Origin of the sequence: Mesorhizobium sp. M8A.F.Ca.ET.207.01.1.1 (assembly GCF_004794715.1) — a bacterium.
GTDB lineage: Bacteria > Pseudomonadota > Alphaproteobacteria > Rhizobiales > Rhizobiaceae > Mesorhizobium.
Genome location: NZ_SRUS01000003.1, coordinates 730,343 through 752,437, shown reverse-complemented (window position 1 = coordinate 752,437; position 22,095 = coordinate 730,343). Strand labels below are relative to the sequence as shown.

Here is a 22,095-nt window from a genome sequence, read left to right as displayed (position 1 = left end):
GCTCCCGTTTCCTGAGCGAGGTACTGCGAGTACTTGTAATATGCCATTAGAAACCCCTCCCGTTTGGCTATTTACAGGGGCCAATCTATATCGGCATGGTCATATTCGTAAAGTACACAATCGCCTAATCGCGGCGGGTTCAAACCGTGAACAACATCTGGCATGGTGCCTGGCATGCCAATCATCTCCCCGATTCCCCTGAATCCTCTGATCGACGGCCGCCAGTCCGAGCGCGCCATGCTGGTGCGGCGCGGCGTGCAGCGGTTGCTGATGCAAATGGGCGCGCATGTGCTGCCTGAACTGTCACTGGCCACCGGCCGCCGAGCCGACCTCGTGGCGCTGACGCGGCAGGGCGACATCTGGATCATCGAGATCAAATCCTCGATCGAGGATTTCCGCGTCGACCGCAAATGGCCGGACTATCGGCTGCATTCCGACCGTTTTTTCTTTGCCACCCATCCCGGTGTGCCGGCGGAGATTTTTCCGGAAGAGTGCGGGTTCATCCTCTCCGACGGCTATGGCGCTGAAATCCTGCGTGACGCACCCGAACACCGCATGGCGGCTGCGACGCGCAAGGCGCTGATGCTGCGCATCGCCCGCGCCGGCGCGGCGCGGCTGCTCGCGGCGGAGCTTGCGGGTGTCGCGGTGCCGGCGCTCGAGGGGGAGAGCGAGTAGCGGCTGGCAGTTGCGCCAAGTGTCAACGGCAGCTTCACAGAACCAAGGCCTGCAAAACCCGCTCTACTCCCCCACGTCCTCCCCACCCGCCGGCGCCATCAGCAATACGGCGGCGCCAAGCAGCGCGGCAACGAAGGAACCCGCGAGAATGCCAACCTTGACCGCGTCCTGCAGCGCCACGTCGCTGGCGAAGGCGAGCAGGCCGATGAACAGGCTCATGGTGAAGCCGATGCCGCACAGCAGCGAGATGCCTAGCATGTGCATCCAGCCTGCATGGGCCGGCAGGTCCGCAAGGCCGAAGCGGATGGCGAGCGCGGAGGAGCCGAACACGCCGACCAGCTTGCCGACGACGAGACCGGCCGCGACGCCCAGCGTCAACGGCTCGATCAGGGCGCCGAAACTCAGGCCGGCGAGCGAAACGCCGGCATTGGCAAAGCCGAAGATCGGGATGACGATGAACGCCACCAGCTTATGCAGGCCATGCTCGAGCCGGTGCAGCGGCGAATGGTCGAGATCGTGGCCGATCCCGGCGGAGCGTTCGAGCGGAATGGTGAGCGCAAGCGCCACGCCGGCCAGCGTGGCATGGACGCCCGACTTCAGCACCAGCACCCACAGGATGGCGCCAAGCACGAGATAGGGCACCAGGTTCATCACCCGCATGCGGTTGAGCACGACGAGCACGGCGATGACGGCGAAGGCCGCGCCGAGATAGGCCAGCGACAGGCCGCTGGTGTAGAATATGGCGATGATGATGACCGCGCCGAGGTCGTCTATGATGGCAAGCGCGGTCAGGAAGACCTTCAGCGAAGCCGGCACGCGGCTGCCGAGCAGCGACAGCACGCCGAGCGCGAAGGCGATATCGGTGGCGGTCGGGATCGCCCAGCCGGACAGTGCGGCCGGATTGTTGCTGTTGACGGCGACATAGACCAGCGCCGGCACCACCATGCCGCCTGCCGCGGCGATGCCGGGCAGCACCCTGCGCGGCCAGGTCGAGAGCTGGCCATCCAGCATCTCGCGCTTGATCTCCAGCCCGACAAGCAGGAAGAACACCGCCATCAGCCCATCATTGACCCAGTGCGAGACGCTGAGAGGGCCGAGATAGGCGTGGAGAACGGCGAAATAGGTTTCGGCAAGCGGCGAATTGGCGACGATCAGGGCAAGGGCGGCCGCTGCCATCAGGATGATGCCGCCGGCCGCCTCGCTGTCGAGGAATTCGCGGAAGACGGAAACCGGCCGCTGCTTCTGATCCTGCATGTCGCCTCCGTCATGCCGCCTGCTCGGCGGAGTTTCATTGTCCAAGCGTCGGCGCTGCCCCTCACCTGCCTGCCGGCATCCTCTCCCCGTATAGTGACGGGGAGAGGGGCGCTGTTATCGCCGATTTCGCCAACCGCCGATGTCGCAACATGGCGCCGCATTGCGGCGGGCCGCTTTCTCCCCGTACGGGGAGAAATGCCCGGCAGGGCAATGAGGGGCGGCACTGACCTGTCTAATAGGCGGTCTCCGCTGCGCGTTGTAAACTGGTATTGGTCTGATGCTCCGCGTGGTTGACGCGCCTCAGCGCGGCGCGCGCTTGGCCAGGATCCGCTGCAGCGTGCGGCGATGCATGTTGAGCCGACGCGCGGTCTCGGAGACGTTGCGTTCGCACATCTCGTAGACACGCTGGATATGCTCCCAGCGCACACGGTCGGCCGACATCGGGTTTTCCGGGGGCGCGGCGCGCTCGCCGGTGGTGCGGGTCAGTGCGGCAAAGACATCGTCGGCATCGGCGGGCTTCGACAGATAGTCGACGGCGCCGAGCTTCACCGCGGTCACCGCGGTGGCGATGTTGCCGTAACCGGTCAGGATGATGGTGCGGGAATCCTCGCGCTTCTCGCGGATGGCGGCGACCACGTCGAGGCCGTTACCGTCGCCCAGCCGCATGTCGACCACGGCATAGGCGGGCGGATTGGCGCGGGCTTTGCCCACGGCCTCCTCGACGCTCTCCGCCGTCTCGACCACGAAGCCCCTGGTTTCCATGGCACGGGCCAGACGGGTCAGGAACGGCTTGTCGTCGTCGACGATCAGAAGCGAGGTGTCCTCGCCTTCAACCATAGGCCCACTGTTTTCATCGCCTGTCATCGTCTTAAAAAATTCCTGCTGCCTTATTTTTACGCAGATATAGTTTTGCGCGGCTATTGTCCAATTTACGCAGTGTCAAACATGGTCGCCGGGGACGATTGCGGGTTCAGGAAGACATTTCTCGGCCACGAAATCCGGACCACCGCCCCTTCGCCGAGGCCGCTCGAATTGCGAAAATCGAGCGTGGCGCCAGACCGTTCGAGCAAAGTCTTGGCGATGAACAGGCCGAGCCCGAGGCCGCCGCCAGCTTCCGTACCCTGGCGTGTCGACATATAGGGCTCGCCAATGCGGTCGATGATCTCGGGCGGAAAACCCGGGCCGTCATCGGTGATCGAGAAGGAGACCATCGCCTCGTCCCAGCTCCAGCGCACGGTGACGCTGTTGCGGGCGAAATCGACGGCATTCTCGACCAGGTTGCCGAGGCCGTAGATGACACCCGGATTGCGCCGCCCGACAGGCTCCGGCCCAGTCCGGTCACCGGGGCGGAGCTTGATCGAAATGCCGAAGTCGCGATGCGGCGCGGTGACCTCCTCGACCAGCGAGGTCAGCGGCAGGCGCGACAGATGCGCCTCGCCCTCCGACGACAGGCTGGTCAGGCGCTTGAGGATTTCGCGGCAGCGCTCGCTCTGCGAGCGCAGCAGCTTCACGTCTTCCCCGTATTTCGGATCGGTGCCGAGCGCCTTCTCCATTTCCTTGGCGACCAGCGTGATGGTGGCGAGCGGCGTGCCGAGTTCGTGCGCGGCGGCGGCGGCCAACCCGTCGAGCGCGGAAAGATGCTGCTCGCGCTGCAGCACCAGTTCGGTGGCGGCAAGCGCGTTGGCCAGAAGCCGGGCCTCGGCGGCCACCCGAAAGGCGTACATGGCGGTGAAGGCGATGGACGACAGCACCGCCATCCACATGCCTGCAACATACACGAAGGGCATGGCCAGCGGTGCGTCCTCATGCCAGGGCAGCGGCAGATGGCGGAAGACCAGCAAGGTCGCCGCTATCATCACCAGCCCACCAAGGATGGCGGTGAGCCGAAGGGGAAGCGACGTCGCCGAAATGACGACCGGCACGGTCATCAGCAGCGAGAACGGGTTGGTCAGGCCACCGGTCATGTAGAGCAGGCCGGCAAGCTGCAGGCTGTCGAAGATCAGGATGCCGAAGGCGGCGAACGGGGTGAGCCTATGCGCGGCCGGAAACCGGAAGGCCAGAAACAGGTTCATCCAGGCCGAACAGGCGATCAGCGCAAAACACAGGCTGACCGGCAGCGGGAATTTCAGGCCGTAGGCGACGACAAGAACCGTCAGGCTCTGGCCGACAATGGCAAGCCAGCGCAGCCGGATCAGCGTGTTGAGGCGCAGCCGCTGGCTTTGCTGGAAATCGGGCGTGTTCAGGATGTTGATCATGGCCATGGATTACAGCCGCGGGATGGACAGCGCTAGTAGCGGCGCAAAGGGACATTCGGGATTGGCCGAGGCCTCAAAACTTCGTCATCCCAGGGCGGAGCAGGAGCGTAGCTCCGTCGCGGAGACCCTGGGATCCATTCCGTGACCTTCGACCTGGTGCGGCTGGGCAGGATTCCGCGCCGACGTAGCCACCTTGAAGTCGCGGCATGGATCCTTGGGTCTGCGCCGCGTCGCTACGCTCCTTGCTTCGCCCGTGGATGACGAAGTGATTGATGCTTTCGCGAAATTTTCGAGGGAAGTCCCGCTGACCCAAGCGGCCCGCCAAAGCGCCCATGGCTAGGTCCCGCGCGGTTTGGCGCGGGCGGTCGCGACGGCGAACAGCGGATTCTCCGGCCAGACATGCTTGGGATAGCGGCCGCGCATGTCGGCGCGTACATCGGCCCAGGAGCCGCGCCAGAAGCCTGGGAGGTCGCGCGTCGTCTGGATCGGCCGATGCGCCGGCGACAACAGTTCGAGTGTCAACGGCACGGTGCCGTTGGCGATCGAAGGATGGCGGTCGAGGCCGAACAGTTCCTGGACGCGGACCGCCAGAACCGGCCATTCGCCGTCATAGCGGATCGGCACGTGACTGCCCGACGGGACGTCGAAATGGGTCGGCGCCAGCGCATCGACCTTGCGCTGCAGGTCATGCGGCACGAGCGACGACAGCCCGGCCGCGATCACACCAGCATCGATGGCAGCCAGGGACGCCGCACCGGACAGAAACGGCAGCAGCCAGTCATCGAGGCGCTCGATGAGCGTTTCATCCGACATGTCTGGCCAGGGCGCGCCTAAGCCCTTGTGAAGCCAGGACAGCCGCTGGCGCAGCGTCTGAGCCTCCTTGCTCCAGGTCAGGAGGGAAAGCCCATGCTCGCGCAAGGCCTCAAGAATAGCGCGGTCGGCATCGGCGCCGGCCGGCGGAGGCAGCATACGTTCGGCGAGTGTGATGGCGCCGAGGCGCACGGTTTCGCGCACCCGCACGGCGCGGCGCTCGCGATCGAAACTCGTCTGCCTGCGCGTTTCGATCTTGCCGCCAAGGGCTGACCGGATATCCTCCTCGCTGATTGCCGCCGCCGCCGTGATGCGGGCATTCTGCGCCTTGCCCTGGAGGTCGGCGACGACCAGAAAGGGTTCGCCCGCCAACGGATCGGCAGCGTCGAGCATGGCGCCGGAGCCATTGGCCAGCACGAAACGGCCGCGCTCGCCGCGCGCCTTGGCGACGCGGTCCGGCCAGGCATGGATGAGCAGGGTCCCGGCGTGAACAGCTCCGCTGGTCTTCGCATCGCCGACCTGCCTGGCCAGGCGCTCGGCAAGCTGGCGCGCCGACGTGGCACGTGGCGATTTCTCGCCGCGAAAGCGCATCAGCCTCCGTTCGAGATCGGCACCGTCGCCGCCAAGGCCGCGTTCGGTGAGCAACACCGCAAGCATGGCCGCCTCGCCGGCATGACCGCTGCCGGCCGCCTCGGCGACCATATGCGCCAGCCGCACCGGCAAGGCGAGCTTGCGGATCGAAGCGCCCGCTTCCGTCAAGCGCCCGGCCTCGTCGATGGCATCGAGCGCGCGCAGCAGCGCCCTTGCTTCATTGAGTGCCGGCGCCGGCGGCGGATCGAGGAAGGCAAGTCTGGTTGGATCGGCGACGCCGAAGGCGGCGCAGTCGAGCAGCAGGCCGGAAAGGTCCGCCTCGAGGATTTCCGGCGGCGTGAAGGCGGGCAGTGCCGCCGTCTGCTCGGCGCGCCACAGCCGGATCGCGACGCCGGCCTGCGTGCGACCGGCGCGGCCGGCGCGCTGGTCGGCGGAAGCCTTGCTGACGCGAACTGTCTCCAGCCGTGTCAGGCCGCTGGCCGGCTCATAGCGCGGCAGCCGCGACAGGCCAGAATCGATGACGACGCGCACGCCGTCGATGGTGATCGAGGTTTCGGCGATCGAGGTCGCCAGCACCACCTTGAAGCGGCCCGCCGGTGCCGGCTTGATCGCCGCGTCCTGCGCCTTCCCGTCGAGCTGGCCATAGAGCGGGACGATATCGGTGTCGGCGCCGACCTTGCCGGCCAGCCGCTCGGCGGTGCGCTCGATCTCGCGCTGGCCGGGCAGGAAGGCAAGCAGGCTACCGCTCTCGTCGGCAAGGGCGGAGCGGATCGCCCTGGCCATGGCGTCCTCGATTGCCGCGCCAGCCGGCCGTTCGTCGTACCTGACATCGACGGGGAAGGCGCGGCCCTGGCTTTCGATCACCGGCGCGCCCGACAGGAGTTTCGCGACCCGCGCGCCGTCGAGCGTAGCCGACATCACCAGCAGACGCAGATCCGGCCGCAGTGCGCCCTGGACGTCGAGGGCGAGAGCGAGACCGAAATCGCCGTCGAGCGAGCGCTCGTGGAATTCGTCGAAAATGACCGCCGAAACGCCGGGCAGTTCAGGGTCGTCAAGAATCATCCGCGACAGAACGCCTTCGGTGACGACCAGAATTTTGGTCCGTGCCGAGGTGCGGTTTTCCATCCGCATGGCGTAGCCCACCGTGGCGCCCGGTTCCTCGCCCAGCAATTCGGCCATGCGCCGCGCGGCGGCGCGGGCGGCGAGCCGGCGCGGTTCGAGCAACACGATCTTGCCCGTGCCCAGCCAGGGCGCGTCGAGCAGCGCCAACGGCACCAGCGTGGTCTTGCCGGCACCGGGTGGCGCCACCAGCACGGCGCTGTTGCCGGAGCCGAGCGCCTCGCTCAGCGCGGGCAGCACAGCGGATACTGGAAGCTCCGGCAAGGATTTGGTCGTCATTGGGCCCGCATATCAGCCGTCACGGGGGCGGTGCAACTTATCGGACCGCGGCAACTCAAAGCCGGGCGCGCGAAAACGGGTTCCAGCGCACCGTACCCAGCCGCACTTCTTCGCGCACCATGGTCAGCAGGCCGGAGCCGCCGACGACCGCGAGGCCGACAAGAGACAGCCAGCCCGGGTATTCCTGGAAGAACAGCGCGCCGAGGATCACCGCCCAGACGATCTGAGAATAATGCGTCGGCGCGACCCGGTTGGCGGGGGCGTATTTGGCGGCCAGCAATTGCAGCAATTGTCCGCCTGCGGTGAAGGCGCCCGCCATCACCAGCCAGACCAGCTGCTTTCCATCCGGAACGGTGAAGGAGGTCGCGGCGGCACCGATGCCGTTGAACAGCAGTCCGTACCCGATCAGTACGCCGAGAATGGTTGTGCGTTTTTCCCGCTGCGCCAGCGAACGCATCAGGATGACGTTGGTGGCGGCGAGGAAAGCGATGATGAAAGCGGCAAGGTGGCCTAGGTGCAACTCGCGAAAGCCCGGCCTGACCACCAGCATGACGCCGGCGAAGCCGGCGACCACCGCCAGCCAGCGCCAGGGGCCAACCTTCTCCTTGAGGATCACGGTGGAAAGAATGGTGACGCAGAGCGGCGCCAGAAAGATAAGCGCATAGGCCTCGGCCAGCGGAATGGTGGTGAAGGCATAGACGCTGAGCACGCCTGATGCGATGCCGGCCCAGGCCCGCGCCTGCACCGCCCAGGGACGTTTGGTGCGCCAGAAATCACGCCAGCGCTCGCTGGCCGGCCGGCTGAAGAAAAGGAAGCAGCCGGCGAACAATGTCGAGAAGAAGCCGATCTCGAACACCGTGAATTGGCCGCCCAGGCTCTTGATAACGGCATCGCTGCACGAATAGCTTGCATAGGCGATGAGGGCGAGCAGGATTCCGTTCGGCACGTTTTTTCATTTCCGGGAGAGAATAGTTGAAAATACTGGCGCTCGGTGCGCATCCGGACGACATCGAGATCTTCATGTTCGGTACGATGGCCGCCTATGCCGCGCAAGGCGCAGCACTCACTTTTGCCGTGGCCACCCATGGTGCCAGGGGCGGCAAGAGCGATCCCTCCGTTCTGGCTCGTGTCCGCCGCGAGGAAGCGATGGCCTCGGCCGCGCTGCTCGGGGCCGCGCCGCGCTTTCTCGACTTTCCCGATGGCGGCCTAGTGGCGGATGCCTGATCGATGCGCTGAAAACGCTGATCAGCGAAATCGGGCCGGACCTCGTGATCACGCACGCGCCCAACGACTACCACGCCGACCACCGCGCATTGTCGGACGGGGTGCGCATCGCGGCGTCGTTCGGCGTCCCCGTGCTGCATGCCGACACGATGGGCGGCACCGGATTCTCGCCGACGCACTATGTCGATGTTTCCGCCCATGCCGAGATCAAGGCCAGGGCAATCCGCATGCACCAGTCGCAGGACCCGGATCGCTTCGTAGATATCGCCCGGACGCAAAACCTTTTTCGCTCAGGCCAATGCAATGGCGCACCGGGGTCGCAGGCTGAAGCCTTTCGCTTCGAACCGATGTTTCCCTTCGGGGATATCCGCGCGCTGCTGCCGCCGGCGCCCCCGATCCGGACGGTGATGATGAGCACCAGGCGGGTCGACTGACCCCTCGGAGCACGTCCACACTCCGCGATCATCCGACCGGCGCTCGGCGCTTTTCCCAACGTTTTCAGATACCGGCGCAAACATGCTGCGGCGCAGCAACGAATTCGCTTGCGTTGTTTAGTAAAAAGAGCATCACTAAACAAATTACTAAACATCTGCGGCGCGACGATGCCGCCATGTTTGGGCCTCTGAGGAGAGAGGTTGAGAGTTCTTGAAACCGTCATCCGGACGTGTTTCACAAATGGGAGGAAGGCATGAAATCGAGCTTTAAACTGGCTTTGGGACTGACCTCTGCGATTGCAGCGTCGACAGCCGTCTCGAACGCCGCGCACGCTGAAGACCTGACGCTGTGCTGGGCCGCCTGGGACCCGGCCAACGCGCTTGTCGAACTGTCGAAGGATTTCACCAAGGAAACCGGCATCGGCATGAAATTCGAATTCGTGCCGTGGACCAACTATGCAGACCGTTTCCTCAATGAGCTGAACTCGCACGGCAAGCTCTGCGACCTGATCATCGGCGACAGCCAGTGGATCGGCGGCGCGGCCGAGAACGGCCACTACGTCAAGCTGAACGACTTCTTCGACAAGGAGAAGATCAGCATGGACGACTTCGTACCGGCGACCGTGGTGGGCTATTCCGAATGGCCGAAGAACACGCCGAATTACTGGGCGCTACCGGCCATGGGCGACGTCGTCGGCTGGACCTATCGCAAGGACTGGTTCTCCAAGCCCGAACTGCAGAAGGAGTTCAAGGAGAAGTATGGCTGGGATCTCGGCCCGCCTGCCACCTTCGACCAGTTGAAGCAGATCGCCGAATTCTTCCAGAAGCGGCAGATCGACGGCAAGACGGTCTACGGCGCCTCGATCTACACCGAGCGCGGTTCCGAAGGCATCACCATGGGCGCGATGGACGTGCTCTACAGCTATGGCTTCCAGTACGAAAACCCGAAGAAGCCCTACGAGATGGAAGGCTTCGTCAACTCCGAGAAATCGGTCAAGGGGCTGGAATTCTACAAGGCTCTCTATGACTGCTGCACCCCACCCGGCGCCTCGAACAGCTACATGGGTGAAGGCGTCGATGCCTTCAAATCCGGCCAGGTGGCGATGCACATGAACTTCGCCTTCACATGGCCGGGCCTGCAGAAGGACGAGAATGTCGGCGGCGACAAGATCGGCTATTTCGTCAACCCGAAGGGTCCTGACGGCGACCAGTTCGCCCAGCTCGGCGGCCAGGGCATTTCGGTGGTGTCCTATTCCGACAAGCAGGAAGCGGCGCTGAAATACATCAAGTGGTTCGCCAACAAGGACGTGCAGGCCAAGTGGTGGTCGCTCGGCGGCTATTCCTGCCTGAACGCGGTGGTGAAGGATCCGAAATTCCCCGCAAGCCAGCCCTATGCTCAGACCTTCCTCGACTCGATGGCCATCGTGAAGGACTTCTGGGCCGAGCCGAGCTACGCGCCGCTGCTGCAGGCCTCGCAGAAGCGCTTCCACGACTATGTCGTCGCCGGCCAGGGTTCGGCCAAGGATGCGCTCGACGGGCTGGTCAAGGACTGGACGCAAGTGTTCCAGGACGATGGCAAGATGTAACTGGGGCAAGATGTAACCGGCTCCTCCCGAGCCAGGCCCAAGCGTCCCGTGCCGCCCTTGGCACGGGACGCAGTTCAGATAAATTCCATGATAGAGACGACCCAAGTGACCGAAGCAGGACTTACCATGCTCAATCGGACCGCGGAGAACGTTGCCCGGGCGACCCCGGAACCGTTGGCGCGCAAGGTCCGGGGCATCAGCGACAAGGGCCTCGCCTGGCTGTTCATCTCGCCGACGATCCTGTTGCTGCTCGCCATCAATATCTTCCCGCTGTTCTGGGCGATCTATCTGTCGTTCACCAATTTTCGCGCCAACCGCCCGAACGAGGTGGTGAAGAACCTCGGTTTCGCCAATTACCAGCGCATCCTCGGCGACCAGGACATTTGGATCGCCATGCAAACGACAGCGCATTTCGTGTTCTGGACCATCCTGTTGCAGACGCTGATCGGCTTCACGCTGGCCTGGCTGATCGACAGGAAGTTCCGCGGCCACGCTTTCTGGACGACGCTGATCCTGGTGCCGATGATGCTGTCGCCCGCAGTGGTCGGCAATTTCTGGCGCTTCCTCTACGAACCCCAGATCGGCCTGTTTTCCTATGTCATCTCGTTCGTGTCGGGCATCCCGCCGACAAGCATCCAGATGCTCTCCAATGTCTCGCTGGCACCGTGGTCGATCATCATCGTCGACACCTGGATGTGGACGCCCTACGTGATGCTGATCTGCCTGGCGGGCCTGCGCTCGATCCCCGAATACATCTATGAGGCGGCCGAGGTCGACCGCGCCTCCAACTGGCGGCAGTTCTGGTCGATCACACTGCCGATGGCGCTGCCCTTCATCATGCTGGCGGTGCTGTTTCGCGGCATCGAGAACTTCAAGATGTTCGACATGGTCAATCTGCTGACCGGCGGCGGGCCGGGCTCGACCACCGAGGTGGCCTCGATCACGCTGAAACGGCAAGCCTTCGAAAGCTGGCGCACCGGCTATTCCTCGGCCTTCGCCATCATCCTGTTCGTCGCGGTGTTCGGTCTCGCCAACATCTACGTCAAGGCGCTCAACAAGGTGAAGCAGAGATGAGCCTGACCACAGCCCATTCGGTCGTCGCCCCCTCGGCAAGTTCGAAGCGCATCGCCGGCGCGATCATCATCGCCTATGCGCTGATCTCGATCGTGCCGCTCTTGTGGATATTCGCCACCAGCTTCAAGACGCCGCCGGATTCGATTGCCTATCCGCCCAAGATCGTGTTCCAGCCGAGCATCGAGGGCTATTGCAACCTGTTCACCACGCGCACGAGGCAGACGCCGGAATACATCAATTCGCTGGGGCCAGCGACTGGCTTCTGCGACGAGACGGTGCGCAAGCGCAACATGGTGATCGCCGGACCATCCAACTTCCTGCCGCGCTTCGTCAATTCGCTGGTCATCGCCTTCGGCTCGACCTTCTGCGCCGTCTTTCTCGGCACATTGTCGGCCTATGGCTTCTCGCGCTTCAAGGTGCCGCTCGCCGACGACCTTCTGTTCTTCATCCTGTCGACACGCTTCATGCCGCCTATCGCGGTCGCTATTCCCATCTACCTGATGTACCGCGAACTCGGCCTGTCCGACACCGCGCTCGGCATGATCCTGCTCTACACGGCGGTCAATGTGTCGCTGGCGGTATGGTTGCTCAAAGGCTTCATCGACGAGATCCCGCGAGAATACGAGGAAGCGGCGATGATCGACGGCTATACGCGGCTGCAGGCCTTCTGGCGCACCGTGCTGCCGCAGGCCACGACCGGCATCGCCGCGACCGCCATCTTCTGCCTGATCTTCGCCTGGAACGAGTATGCGTTCGCCGCGCTGCTGACCTCGGGCACGGCACAGACCGCGCCGCCCTTCATCCCGACCATCATCGGCGAAGGCGGCCAGGACTGGCCGGCGGTGGCGGCCGGCACGACGATCTTCCTGGTGCCGATCCTTGTCTTCACCATCCTGCTCCGCAAGCAATTGCTGCGCGGCATCACCTTCGGCGCGGTGCGCAAATGATGGACGTGGCACAAAGTCGCCCCCCACTCCGTCGAGCTTCGCTCGACACCTTGCCGGGGCGAGCCACGGGTCTCGCCCGTCCTTCGGACCCCCCGATCGACGGGGTAGAGGAAGGGCGCGAACTTCATTCAACCAGGCTCCCTTCCTCTCCCTCCGGAGGGGGGAGAGGTGGCACTGCGAAGCAGCGACGGAGTGGGGGAACCACCTGGCAACCATCTCTCCCCGTGAACGGGGAGAAGGAGGGGAGGAACGCATGAGCCGCTCGGTTATCTCCAAGCGCCCATCTTGGCCCCGCTGGGCCAGGCGCGGGCTGATGGAAAACATCGCGACCGCACTGATCGCCATCGGTTTCCTGATGCTGTTCCAGCCCTTCGCGCTGTCGCTCTACACCTATTCCTTCATCACCATGCTTGCCGGCACGGTGATGTTCATCATCGTCTCGAAATTCCCGGAATAATCATGGCCGAAATCCGCGTCCAGCATCTGAGAAAGGCCTTCGGCGATTTCGTCGCCGTGCAGGATTCCAACTTCGTCGTCGAGGATGGCGAGTTCTTCGTCATGCTCGGCCCATCGGGCTGCGGCAAGACGACGACACTGCGCATGATCGCCGGGCTTGAGCTGCCGACGGGCGGCCAGATCCTGCTCGGCGGCGACGACGTTACCATGCTCAGGGCGCGCGAGCGCGACATCGCCTTCGTCTTCCAGCTGTTCGCGCTCTACCCGCACATGAATGTACGCAAGAACATCGGCTTCCCGCTGCTGGCGCAAGGCATGCCCTCCGCCGAAATCCGCAGCCGCGTCGAGGAAACCGCGAAGCTTCTGCGCATCGACCATCTGCTCGACAAATCCGTCTCCGGCCTCGCCGGTGGCGACCGCCAGCGCGTCGCGCTCGGCCGCGCCATCGTGCGGCGGCCAAAATGCTTCCTGATGGACGAACCGCTGGGGACGCTCGACACCGAATTCCGCGATTTGATGGTCCATGAATTGCGCGAACTGCACAACCGCATCCACGCCACCACGGTCTATGTCACGCATGACCAGATGGAAGCGATGTCGATGGCCGACAAGATCGCCGTCATGAACCATGGCGTCATCGAGCAGTTCGGCACGCCACGCGAGATTTACGACCGCCCGGCGACCATGTTCGTCGCCGACTTCATCGGCTCGCCGCCGATGAACTTTCTGGGCTTCGGCGGCGGGCTCGCCAAGGGCGCGAAGGAGATCGTCGTGCAGGGCGCCAAAGTCACGGTGCCGGAGGTGCGCGAGGATGTGGCGCCGGCCGACATGGCGCTCGGCATCCGCCCCGAACACATCCGCTTCGACGACGCATCGAAACTGCGCGGCGCAATCTACGGCACCGAATATCTCGGCACCACGCAGATCGTCGCGGTGGAGACATCGGACGGCATCATCAAGGCGCGTGTGCCGGCCGAAATCCGGCTCAACGCCGGCGACCATGTCGGCCTGACGCTGAACAGCGCGCGGCTGTCGCTGTTCGAAAAAGGCTCAGGGCGCGCGGTGAAGACGGCGATCCACGATACCGCCTCTCAGGGGAGAGTGCAGCATGGCTGATGTGCGCATCAAAGGCGTGACCAAGAGTTTCGGCGAGCATGTCGCCGTCAACGGTCTCGACCTGCATATATCAGACGGCGAATTCGTCGTGCTGCTCGGGCCGACCGGCGCCGGCAAGACGACGACATTGCGCCTGATCGCCGGACTGGAGCGGCCGGATACCGGTACGATCGAGATCGGCGGCCACAATGCCACCAGCCTGTCACCGGCCGAGCGCGACACCGCTTTCGTTTTCCAGCAATATTCGCTCTATCCGCATCTGTCGGTGTTCGACAATCTCGCCTTTCCCCTGCGCTCGCCGGCACGAAAAATACCGGAAGACCAGATTCGCCGCCGGGTCGAGGAGGTGGCGAAGATGGTGCGCATCCATCACAAGCTCGCCAACCGTTCGACCAAATTGTCGGGCGGCGAAATGCAGCGCGTCGCCATCGGCCGCGCGCTGGTGCGCAAGCCGTCCATCTACCTGATGGACGAACCGCTGTCGTCGCTGGACGCCAAGCTGCGCGCGGATCTCAGGCTCGAGCTGAAACGCATCCAGTCCGAACTCGGCGCCACCATGCTCTACGTCACCCACGACCAGATCGAGGCCATGACCATGGCCGATCGCATCGGCATCCTGGCCGATGGCGTGCTGGTGCAGATCGGCACGCCGCGAACCATCTACTCCGAGCCGGCAAATCTGCACGTCGCGGCACGGCTCGGCCAGCCCGCCATCAATCTTCTACCGACGGGGCTGCTGCCGGATGGCAGCGCGCCGGCCGGCACCAAGACGATCGGCGCGCGGACCGAGCACCTGGCGATCGAGAAAGCCGTGAATGGCCATGCCGACGGCGTCGTCGACTGGGTCGAGCATCTCGGCGACCAGAACCATCTGCATGTGACGGTGGGGCCGAAGAAACTGGTGACGCTGACCGATCCCGACACGGATCTGGGGCAAGGCGACAAAGTGGTGATCCGCTATCGCTCGCCGCTCTATTTCGGCGCTGACGGACAACGACTGACGTGAATGGTTTTTCGGCGTCCCTCGCCAAGGTGATGCCGGCTTCTGATTGACGAAATACGGGACCAATTCGATGAAGCACTTTTTCAACCGCAGGGCAACGATCGTCACCGAGGCGCTGGACGGATTGTTGCGCACCATTGGCTCAGGCAACCTCGCGCGCCTCGACGGCTATCCCGAGATCAAGGTCGTGCTGCGCGCCGATTGGGACAAGTCCAAGGTCAGCGTCGTCTCCGGCGGCGGCGCCGGGCACGAGCCGTCGCATGCCGGCTTCGTCGGCAAGGGCATGCTGACAGCTGCCGTCTCGGGCGAGATCTTTGCCTCGCCGAGCGTCGAAGCGGTGCTGGCGGCCATTCGCGCGGTCACCGGACCGGCCGGCTGCCTGCTGATCGTCAAGAACTACACCGGTGACCGGCTCAATTTCGGCCTCGCTGCGGAAAAGGCGCGCGCCGAAGGCTTTCGAGTCGAGATGGTGATCGTCGCCGACGACATCGCGCTGCCTGACATCGCCCAGCCGCGCGGTGTCGCGGGCACCCTGTTCGTGCACAAGATTGCAGGCCATCTGTCGGAAGCCGGCCGGGATCTGGCCGAGATCGCGGCCGCGGCGCGGACGGCGGCGAAGGATATCATTTCGCTCGGCATATCGCTGTCGTCCTGTTCGATCCCGGGCCAGCCGCATGAAGACAGGTTTGGAGCCGATGATGGCGAACTCGGCCTTGGCATCCATGGCGAGCCTGGCGTCGAGCGCATCGCGGTGCAGAGCGTCGACCGGCTGGTGGCGATCATGGCGGAGCGCTTGGCAGTGCGGCTCGACCCGAAGGCCACCTATGCCTTGCTGATCAACAATCTCGGTTCGGTGCCACCGCTCGAAATGTCCTTGGTCGCCAATGCGGTACTTGCCTCGCCGCTCGCCAGGGCCGTCAAGTTGACGATCGGTCCCGGCCCGCTGATGACGGCGCTCAACATGAACGGGTTCTCGCTGTCGCTGATCCGGCTCGATGCGGCGCGCCAAGCGGCCCTGCTGGCGCCGGTCGGCCCGCACGCCTGGATGCCGGCAAAGCCGGTCGTGGAGCCTTATGTCGTGCCGCTGGTCAAACCAGCGCACGAAGGCGCGGCACGCAAGGCCAGCCACGACGCAGGCACAAGGCGCTTGATCGTGACGGTCTGTGAAAAGCTGATTTGGCTTGAAGCGACATTGAACGGCCTGGACGCCAAGGCAGGCGACGGTGACACCGGCTCGACGGCAGCGACCGGCGCACGCAGCATCCTCGAACGGCTCGATACGCTGCCGCTTGCCGACCCCGCAGCGACGCTTGGCGCCGTCGGCGACCTTCTGAGCGCCTCGATGGGCGGCTCCAGTGGGGTGTTGTTGTCGATCTTCTTCACAGCGGCGTCGCGGGCCCTCGATGGCGGCACTGATGTGCCCAAGGCCCTGCTTGCCGGGCTTGAACGAATGACCTTCTACGGCGGCGCAAAACCCGGCGATCGCACTATGGTCGACGCGCTGGAGCCGGCCCTGAGGGCGCTCGACGCCAAGGGCCTGGAGGAAGCCGCGATAGTGGCCGCGCGCGGCGCCGAAGCCACGGCCGCGATGGAGAGGGCGAAGGCCGGCCGGTCGGCTTATGTCGGCACCAAATTGCAAGGTGTGGTCGACCCCGGTGCTCATGCCGTGGCCGAAGTGTTCGCGGCCGCCGCCGCGCAGCATGCCACGGCCTGACGCATGCTCCAGTTGCCGAACGACCGTTCTTTCGCTACTGCCGGCAAGGTGCAAACCGGGAATTCGGGCGACATGACGGCGCTGAATCTTTCGAAGCTGATCACGGCCGCCGCGGATACGATTGCCGAGCACGCCGAGGAATTGACGGCGCTCGACCAGGCGATCGGCGACGGCGACCATGGACTGAACATGAAGCGCGGCTTCGAGGCCGTGCGCGCCGAGGCGGATGTGTTCGCGGCAAAGCCGCTGCCAGACACACTGAAGGCGATCGGCACCAAGCTGGTGATGACGGTGGGCGGTGCGTCCGGCCCACTCTTCGGCACGTTGTTCATGGCGCTCGGCAAGGAGATTTCGGCGGAACCTGATCGCGCCAACCTGACGACTGCCTTCGGCAAGGCGATCGAAGCGGTGGCCGCGCGCGGCAAGTCACAGGTTGGCCAGAAAACCATGCTCGATGTGCTGCAACCGGTGCATGACGCGTTAGCCGGGGGAAAGACGGTAGCTGAAATAGTCGACATCGCCGACGCCGCCGCCGAAGCGACCGTGCCGATGAAGGCGCTGCGTGGGCGTGCCTCGTTCCTCGGCGACCGCTCGATCGGCCATATGGATGCCGGCGCGCGCTCGACCGCGCTGCTGGTGCGCACGGTGGGACAGGCGATCGGGGAAAGCGCATGAGCAATGTCGGGATCGTGATCGTCTCGCATTCGCCGCTGGTCGCGGAGGGCACAGCCGACATGGTACGCCAGATGGTGGGCGACGAAGTGCCGCTTGCATGGTGCGGCGGAAACGGCCATGGCGGGCTCGGCACCAGTGTCGAGGCGATCATGGGCGCCATCGACAAGGCCTGGTCGGAAGCCGGTGTCGCCATCCTTGTCGATCTCGGCGGCGCCGAGACCAATTCGGAGATGGCGGTGGAGATGATCGGCGAACCGCGCGCGCAGAAGATCATCGTCTGCAACGCGCCGATCGTCGAGGGCGCGGTAATGGCGGCGACCGAGGCCTCCGGCGGCGCCTCGCTCCGGGAAGTGGTGGCGACGGCGCACGAATTGTCGCCGTCGTGAGTGAACGGGGTTTTTGAAGACATGTCCGCAACCGCAGAAGCGACCGTCCTGATCACCCACGATGTGGGCCTGCATGCGCGTCCTTCGGTGAAGTTCACCAAGCTGGCCAAGAGCTTTGCCGCCGATGTGGAAATTGCACTCGCCGCCAACGGCCCGTGGTTCGACGCAAAAAGCATCGTCAAGGTGATGGCAGCCAAGGCGCCGAAGGGCACGGTGCTGCATATCAGGGCCAAAGGCGATGGCGCCGATGATGCGATCCGCGCGCTGATCGAACTGGTGCAGCGCGATTTCGACGAGGACGCCGGCCATGTCCGCTCGGCTTGAGGCCGTTGCATGCCTTGGCCGGCCCGCAGGGAATGCGGGCCATGCGCATTGAAGGTGTTCCGGCCTCGGCCGGCTATGCCGAGGGGCCCCTGTTCGAACTGGACCGGCCTGCCGGCGTCTATGCAAGCAAGGCAAGCTCCGCCGAGGAGACGTTGTCGCTGGAAGCCGCGATCGGCAAGGCGGTGAGCCGGCTCGTGGCCATGGTCGGGACCGCCGACAGCGATGCCGCCGGCATACTCGAATTCCACATCGCCATGCTGGAAGACGATGCGCTGAGCGGGCCGGCCTTCGCATCGATCGCTTCCGGAAAAACCGCCGACGCGGCCTGGCGGCAGGCACTCGATGCCGAGATCGCCGGCTACGACGCCTCGGACCAGGATTATTTCCGCGCCCGCGCCGCGGACCTGCGCGATATCAGGGACCAGGTGCTGCGCGCGCTCACCGAGGACGGTGACAGCACGGCACCGGCCGGCGCCATTCTCTGCGGCGAGGATATCGCGCCGACGCGGTTTCTCGAAACCGACTGGAGCCATGGCGGCGGCATCGCGCTGAAGGCAGGCAGCACTGCCAGCCACGTCGCCATGCTGGCGCGCTCGCGTGGCGTGCCGATGGTCGTGGGTCTGCGCGAGCCGCTCACCGCTGGTTCCGGCATGGCGCTGCTCGACGCCGAGCACGGGACTATCGTTCTGGCGCCCTCGCTCACGGAGATCGGCTCGTTCCGACAGGCGTCGTCTTCCTTCGCGGCTCGACAGGGCAAGGCACAGACATTTCTGGCGCGGCCGGCGGCGACGAAGCGCGGCACCGCGGTGCGCGTGCAGGTCAACATCGCCGACCCCCGCGATGTCGATGCCATCGACATCGCGACCTGCGATGGTGTCGGCCTGATGCGTACGGAATTCCTGTTCGGCAAGACGCTGCCGGATGAAGAGACGCAGTATCGCGCCTATCGCAAGGTGCTGGAATGGGCCGGCGAAAAACCGGTGACGATCCGCACCGTCGATGCCGGAGGCGACAAGCCGGTGCCGGGCTTCACCGTCGAGGAAGGAAATCCGTTCCTCGGCCTGCGCGGCATCAGGCTGTCGCTGGCCAGGCTGGATATATTCCGTGTTCAAATCAGGGCATTGCTGCGCGCCGCACCACACGGCAATCTCAAAGTCATGTTTCCGATGATCGCCACATCAGAAGAGTATGAACGCGCCGCCGCCCTGTTCGCCGAGGAGCGGGCGGCGCTCGCCGCGCGCGGCGTCGCGCACAAAATGCCGCCGCTCGGCATCATGGTCGAGGTGCCCTCGGTGGCCATCGCGCCGGAGGCGTTCGCCGGCGTCGCCTTCTTCTCGATCGGCTCCAACGACCTCACGCAATATGTGATGGCGGCTGCCCGCGACAATGCCGCGGTCGCGCATCTCAACTCCGTCCGCCATCCGGCCGTACTGCGGTTGGTCGGTTCGGTCGCGGCCTTCGGACAGGAGAACGGTATCCCCGTCAGCCTGTGCGGCGACGCCGGCGGTGATCCTGCTTCGATCCCATCGTTGCTCGAGGCCGGCCTGCGCGATCTCTCGGTCGCGCCGGCGCAACTCGCCATGGCCAAGGCGGCCATCGCGGACGTCCCGGTCTAGGCGGCTGGCATGATCGACAACGCATACCAACCCGGCTCCGAGGAGGCGATCCGCGCCTACAAGACGATCCTGTCGCAGGTCATCGACCAGCGCCCGTCGGGCATGCGCCAGCGCCTCGCCGACGCGCTCGGCAAGCACCGCAGCTTCGTCACGCAGATTTCGAGCCCCGCCTATTCGATCCCGATCCCGTCAAAACATCTGCCCGCCATCTTTTCCGTCTGCCATTTCAGCCCAGCCGAGCGCGACCAGTTTCTCGCCGCCTATCACCAGGCACATCCCGGGAAGATCTCGGTCGCCGCGGGCGCACGCAAGACAAGGCACGTTTCGCTCATCGTGCCGGATTTCGGCGATGACAAGCAGAATGCAGCGCTCGACCGCGCGATCAACGAATTCATCCAGAAGGTCACCAGCATCACCGGCAAGAGTGGCTGATCGACCCTTGATGCCAGGCTATTTCGGGAGGAGACGGCCGTGAAGAAATTCATGAACTCGGTGGACACGGTGCTGACCGAGAGCCTCGACGGTTTCGTGGCCGCCCATGCCGACATCCTCGTGCTTGGCGAGGAGCACAAATTCATCCGCCGCAAGGCCCTCGAGCCGGGCAAGGTGGCGCTGATCTCCGGCGGCGGCTCCGGCCACGAGCCGCTGCATGGCGGCTTTGTCGGCCATGGCATGCTGGACGCCGCCTGTCCCGGCCAGGTGTTCACCTCGCCGACGCCGGACCAGATGCTGGCAGCCGCGCAAGCTGTCGACACTGGCGCCGGCTGCCTGTTCATCGTCAAGAACTATGAGGGCGACGTGATGAATTTCGACATGGCGGCGGAGATGTCGGAAGGCGTCCTGCAGGTGGTGACCAATGACGACGTCGCCGTCGAGAATTCGTCCTATACGACCGGACGGCGCGGCGTCGCCGGCACATTGGTGGTGGAAAAGATCGTCGGCGCTGCCGCCGAGCACGGCCTGGCGTTGCCGGCGTTGAAGGCGCTGGGCGACCGCGTCAACGAGGCGACCCGCTCGATGGGCGTGGCGCTGACCAGCGGCACCGTGCCGGCGGCCGGCAAACCGACCTTCGACATCGGCGATGGCGAGATGGAATTCGGCGTCGGCATCCATGGCGAGCCCGGCCGCCGCCGCGACACCTTGAGGAGCGCCGATGCGATCGCGCACGAGATCTGCGCCGCGATCCTGGGCGATCTCGGCGACAGGGCGAACGGCCCGGCGCTGCTGTTCGTCAACGGCTTCGGCGGCACGCCGCTGATGGAGCTCTATTTGATGTACAACAGCGCCCGCCGGATTTTCGAGCAGCATGGCGTGACGATTGCCCGCTCGCTGGTTGGCACCTATGTCACCTCGCTCGACATGGCCGGCTGCTCGGTCACGCTGACCCTGCTTGACGACGAATTGACGGGCTGGTGGGACGCACCTGTCCACACGGCGGCGCTGCGCTGGGGCATGTAACGCTGGCTTCCCCTTGGCTTTTCTGCGACCATCCGGGCGATCCCGCTATCGGTAACACCTGTCCGGATTGATGCTGCCATCCCTTACGCCCGCCGAGGAAAAGTTGCTGCTGCGCTTCGCCGACCCGGAGGCCGCCGCGGTCGAGGACAATTTGTCGGCAAAGGCGCTGTCGGCTCTGCTCGACAATGCCGAATTCCACGGCGTCCTGCCGATCATGCTGCGCAAGCTCAGGGAGCGCGGCGACGCGCACCTTCCGTCGAACGCTGGCTTGCAGGACAAACTCGACGATCTGCGCCAGAAGGCGACGATCGCTACCGGCCAGTCGATGCTGCTGCAGTATCATGGCGACCGCATCATGAAGGGGATGGCGGCGGAAGGCATTCCAGCGCGGATCGTCAAGGGGCCGGTGTTCGCGCGAAAACTCTACCGTAACGCATCCGACCGGCCGTTCACCGACATCGACATCCTCGTCGAGCCCGCCAACCTTGCACGGGCAAACCAGGTGATCGCGGCGTCAGGCTTCGAGCTTGGCAGCAACGAGGCGGAATCCTACCAGCTGCAGGAATTCAAATGGCTGGAAAAGGAGAATTCCAGCCTGCTGGTCGAGCTGCATGGCGACCTTGTGCACGACACCGGCATGCGTCGCCGCCTGTCGCTGGGGTTTCGCGAGCTGGGCATCATCGACGGCGAGGCTATGGACACGCCGGCAGCCCTTTTGACAATCGCCATCGTGCATGCCGCCGGCGGGCATAAATTCCACCGGCTGCAGCTTTGTGTCGACGTGCTGCAAGGCGTACGCGCGCTGCGATCACCCGAATCGGAAGCCCGCCTGCTCGACGCCGCCCGCATGACCGGCATCGAACTCGAACTGGCGATCGTGCTCAACGTGACCGGCCGCCTGTTCGGCGAACCGCATGCGCTCGAACTTGCCGGGCGGATCAAACCCGACCTGTCGATACGGTTGGCCAAGAAGCTGATCACGACGAACACGCTGCTCAGAGTCAATTCCAGGGAGAAGATCGGCTCGCGCCTGCGCCGCGATGCCTTTCGCTGGATCCAGCGCCTGGCCAAGGCCAGGCCATACGCCGCTTGAAGTGGC

The 22,095-nt window shown here is 64.7% G+C and carries 20 protein-coding genes and 1 pseudogene; 16 read left to right on the top strand and 5 right to left on the bottom strand.

Annotated features, from left to right (window positions below; all coding sequences use genetic code 11):
* Window positions 1-174: 174 nt before the first annotated feature.
* Window positions 175-675 carry an MmcB family DNA repair protein gene (locus tag EN850_RS12345; RefSeq protein WP_189591065.1) on the top strand — a complete coding sequence of 167 codons (501 nt, stop codon included), beginning with the start codon at window positions 175-177 and terminating at the stop codon, window positions 673-675.
* Between the two features lie 63 nt (window positions 676-738).
* Here the strand turns inward: EN850_RS12345 and nhaA are convergent, their stop codons facing one another.
* The 5 genes from nhaA to EN850_RS12310 all read right to left on the bottom strand — a co-directional run bounded on the left by nhaA (window position 739) and on the right by EN850_RS12310 (window position 7,929).
* Window positions 739-1,929, bottom strand: a complete 1,191-nt coding sequence (gene nhaA, locus EN850_RS12340; protein ID WP_136091331.1) for a Na+/H+ antiporter NhaA — start codon at window positions 1,927-1,929, stop codon at window positions 739-741.
* Window positions 1,930-2,229: 300 nt separating this feature from the next.
* Window positions 2,230-2,793, bottom strand: a complete 564-nt coding sequence (locus EN850_RS12330) for an ActR/PrrA/RegA family redox response regulator transcription factor (RefSeq protein ID WP_015314185.1) — start codon at window positions 2,791-2,793, stop codon at window positions 2,230-2,232.
* A gap of 65 nt (window positions 2,794-2,858) precedes the next feature.
* Window positions 2,859-4,190 carry an ActS/PrrB/RegB family redox-sensitive histidine kinase gene (locus tag EN850_RS12325; RefSeq protein ID WP_136091330.1) on the bottom strand — a complete coding sequence of 444 codons (1,332 nt, stop codon included), beginning with the start codon at window positions 4,188-4,190 and terminating at the stop codon, window positions 2,859-2,861.
* Window positions 4,191-4,520: 330 nt separating this feature from the next.
* Complete coding sequence (gene hrpB, locus EN850_RS12315; protein WP_136091329.1) at window positions 4,521-6,983, bottom strand: ATP-dependent helicase HrpB; 2,463 nt, start codon at window positions 6,981-6,983, stop codon at window positions 4,521-4,523.
* 55 nt (window positions 6,984-7,038) lie between these two features.
* Window positions 7,039-7,929, bottom strand: coding sequence for a DMT family transporter (locus EN850_RS12310; protein ID WP_136091328.1), 891 nt, complete (start codon window positions 7,927-7,929; stop codon window positions 7,039-7,041).
* Between the two features lie 26 nt (window positions 7,930-7,955).
* On the opposite strand from EN850_RS12310, the pseudogene EN850_RS12305 reads away from it, so the two are divergent.
* The 15 genes and pseudogenes from EN850_RS12305 to EN850_RS12235 all read left to right on the top strand — a co-directional run bounded on the left by EN850_RS12305 (window position 7,956) and on the right by EN850_RS12235 (window position 22,089).
* Window positions 7,956-8,641 (top strand): annotated as a pseudogene (locus EN850_RS12305) (PIG-L deacetylase family protein).
* 254 nt (window positions 8,642-8,895) lie between these two features.
* Complete coding sequence (locus EN850_RS12300) at window positions 8,896-10,227, top strand: ABC transporter substrate-binding protein (protein WP_127873006.1); 1,332 nt, start codon at window positions 8,896-8,898, stop codon at window positions 10,225-10,227.
* A gap of 126 nt (window positions 10,228-10,353) precedes the next feature.
* Entirely contained in the window at window positions 10,354-11,301 is a 948-nt protein-coding gene (locus EN850_RS12295; protein ID WP_095771946.1) for a sugar ABC transporter permease, read from the top strand.
* Entirely contained in the window at window positions 11,298-12,248 is a 951-nt protein-coding gene (locus EN850_RS12290) for a carbohydrate ABC transporter permease (RefSeq protein WP_135917289.1), read from the top strand. Before EN850_RS12295 ends, EN850_RS12290 begins: the two co-directional genes overlap by 4 nt.
* Before the next feature lie 253 nt (window positions 12,249-12,501).
* Window positions 12,502-12,705, top strand: coding sequence for a hypothetical protein (locus tag EN850_RS12285; RefSeq protein ID WP_127278072.1), 204 nt, complete (start codon window positions 12,502-12,504; stop codon window positions 12,703-12,705).
* A 2-nt stretch (window positions 12,706-12,707) separates the two neighbouring features.
* Entirely contained in the window at window positions 12,708-13,820 is a 1,113-nt protein-coding gene (locus EN850_RS12280; protein WP_136091327.1) for an ABC transporter ATP-binding protein, read from the top strand.
* A complete protein-coding gene (locus EN850_RS12275) occupies window positions 13,813-14,826 on the top strand; it encodes an ABC transporter ATP-binding protein (protein WP_127278070.1) in 1,014 nt (337 codons plus the stop codon). Before EN850_RS12280 ends, EN850_RS12275 begins: the two co-directional genes overlap by 8 nt.
* Before the next feature lie 67 nt (window positions 14,827-14,893).
* On the top strand, window positions 14,894-16,537 hold the full coding sequence (locus EN850_RS12270; protein WP_136091326.1) for a dihydroxyacetone kinase subunit DhaK: 1,644 nt from the start codon (window positions 14,894-14,896) through the stop codon (window positions 16,535-16,537).
* A 72-nt stretch (window positions 16,538-16,609) separates the two neighbouring features.
* The gene (gene dhaL, locus EN850_RS12265) at window positions 16,610-17,212 is read left to right on the top strand and encodes a dihydroxyacetone kinase subunit DhaL (RefSeq protein ID WP_127278075.1); all 603 of its coding nucleotides are present in this window, start codon (window positions 16,610-16,612) and stop codon (window positions 17,210-17,212) included.
* Window positions 17,209-17,598, top strand: coding sequence for a dihydroxyacetone kinase phosphoryl donor subunit DhaM (dhaM, locus tag EN850_RS12260; protein WP_127278068.1), 390 nt, complete (start codon window positions 17,209-17,211; stop codon window positions 17,596-17,598). Before dhaL ends, dhaM begins: the two co-directional genes overlap by 4 nt.
* Before the next feature lie 21 nt (window positions 17,599-17,619).
* A complete protein-coding gene (locus tag EN850_RS12255; RefSeq protein WP_127278067.1) occupies window positions 17,620-17,922 on the top strand; it encodes an HPr family phosphocarrier protein in 303 nt (100 codons plus the stop codon).
* 41 nt (window positions 17,923-17,963) lie between these two features.
* Entirely contained in the window at window positions 17,964-19,538 is a 1,575-nt protein-coding gene (gene ptsP / locus EN850_RS12250) for a phosphoenolpyruvate--protein phosphotransferase (RefSeq protein ID WP_189521957.1), read from the top strand.
* A 9-nt stretch (window positions 19,539-19,547) separates the two neighbouring features.
* A complete protein-coding gene (locus tag EN850_RS12245; protein ID WP_127278065.1) occupies window positions 19,548-19,970 on the top strand; it encodes a hypothetical protein in 423 nt (140 codons plus the stop codon).
* A 39-nt stretch (window positions 19,971-20,009) separates the two neighbouring features.
* Window positions 20,010-20,996, top strand: coding sequence for a dihydroxyacetone kinase subunit DhaK (gene dhaK, locus EN850_RS12240; RefSeq protein WP_127278064.1), 987 nt, complete (start codon window positions 20,010-20,012; stop codon window positions 20,994-20,996).
* Between the two features lie 70 nt (window positions 20,997-21,066).
* The gene (locus EN850_RS12235; RefSeq protein ID WP_127872998.1) at window positions 21,067-22,089 is read left to right on the top strand and encodes a nucleotidyltransferase family protein; all 1,023 of its coding nucleotides are present in this window, start codon (window positions 21,067-21,069) and stop codon (window positions 22,087-22,089) included.
* Window positions 22,090-22,095 lie beyond the last annotated feature (6 nt).

What these genes read in the sequence shown, in the direction of transcription:
- EN850_RS12330 (WP_015314185.1), bottom strand. Translation starts at nt 2,793, where the DNA reads ATGACAGGCGATGAAAACAGTGGGCCTATGGTTGAAGGCGAGGACACC.
- EN850_RS12285 (WP_127278072.1), top strand. Translation starts at nt 12,502, where the DNA reads ATGAGCCGCTCGGTTATCTCCAAGCGCCCATCTTGGCCCCGCTGGGCC.
- EN850_RS12325 (WP_136091330.1), bottom strand. Translation starts at nt 4,190, where the DNA reads ATGGCCATGATCAACATCCTGAACACGCCCGATTTCCAGCAAAGCCAG.
- EN850_RS12275 (WP_127278070.1), top strand. Translation starts at nt 13,813, where the DNA reads ATGGCTGATGTGCGCATCAAAGGCGTGACCAAGAGTTTCGGCGAGCAT.
- hrpB (WP_136091329.1), bottom strand. Translation starts at nt 6,983, where the DNA reads ATGACGACCAAATCCTTGCCGGAGCTTCCAGTATCCGCTGTGCTGCCC.
- EN850_RS12255 (WP_127278067.1), top strand. Translation starts at nt 17,620, where the DNA reads ATGTCCGCAACCGCAGAAGCGACCGTCCTGATCACCCACGATGTGGGC.
- nhaA (WP_136091331.1), bottom strand. Translation starts at nt 1,929, where the DNA reads ATGCAGGATCAGAAGCAGCGGCCGGTTTCCGTCTTCCGCGAATTCCTC.
- dhaM (WP_127278068.1), top strand. Translation starts at nt 17,209, where the DNA reads ATGAGCAATGTCGGGATCGTGATCGTCTCGCATTCGCCGCTGGTCGCG.
- EN850_RS12280 (WP_136091327.1), top strand. Translation starts at nt 12,708, where the DNA reads ATGGCCGAAATCCGCGTCCAGCATCTGAGAAAGGCCTTCGGCGATTTC.
- EN850_RS12245 (WP_127278065.1), top strand. Translation starts at nt 19,548, where the DNA reads ATGATCGACAACGCATACCAACCCGGCTCCGAGGAGGCGATCCGCGCC.
- EN850_RS12295 (WP_095771946.1), top strand. Translation starts at nt 10,354, where the DNA reads ATGCTCAATCGGACCGCGGAGAACGTTGCCCGGGCGACCCCGGAACCG.
- EN850_RS12300 (WP_127873006.1), top strand. Translation starts at nt 8,896, where the DNA reads ATGAAATCGAGCTTTAAACTGGCTTTGGGACTGACCTCTGCGATTGCA.
- ptsP (WP_189521957.1), top strand. Translation starts at nt 17,964, where the DNA reads ATGCGCATTGAAGGTGTTCCGGCCTCGGCCGGCTATGCCGAGGGGCCC.
- EN850_RS12270 (WP_136091326.1), top strand. Translation starts at nt 14,894, where the DNA reads ATGAAGCACTTTTTCAACCGCAGGGCAACGATCGTCACCGAGGCGCTG.
- EN850_RS12290 (WP_135917289.1), top strand. Translation starts at nt 11,298, where the DNA reads ATGAGCCTGACCACAGCCCATTCGGTCGTCGCCCCCTCGGCAAGTTCG.
- EN850_RS12345 (WP_189591065.1), top strand. Translation starts at nt 175, where the DNA reads ATGCCAATCATCTCCCCGATTCCCCTGAATCCTCTGATCGACGGCCGC.
- dhaL (WP_127278075.1), top strand. Translation starts at nt 16,610, where the DNA reads ATGACGGCGCTGAATCTTTCGAAGCTGATCACGGCCGCCGCGGATACG.
- EN850_RS12235 (WP_127872998.1), top strand. Translation starts at nt 21,067, where the DNA reads ATGCTGCCATCCCTTACGCCCGCCGAGGAAAAGTTGCTGCTGCGCTTC.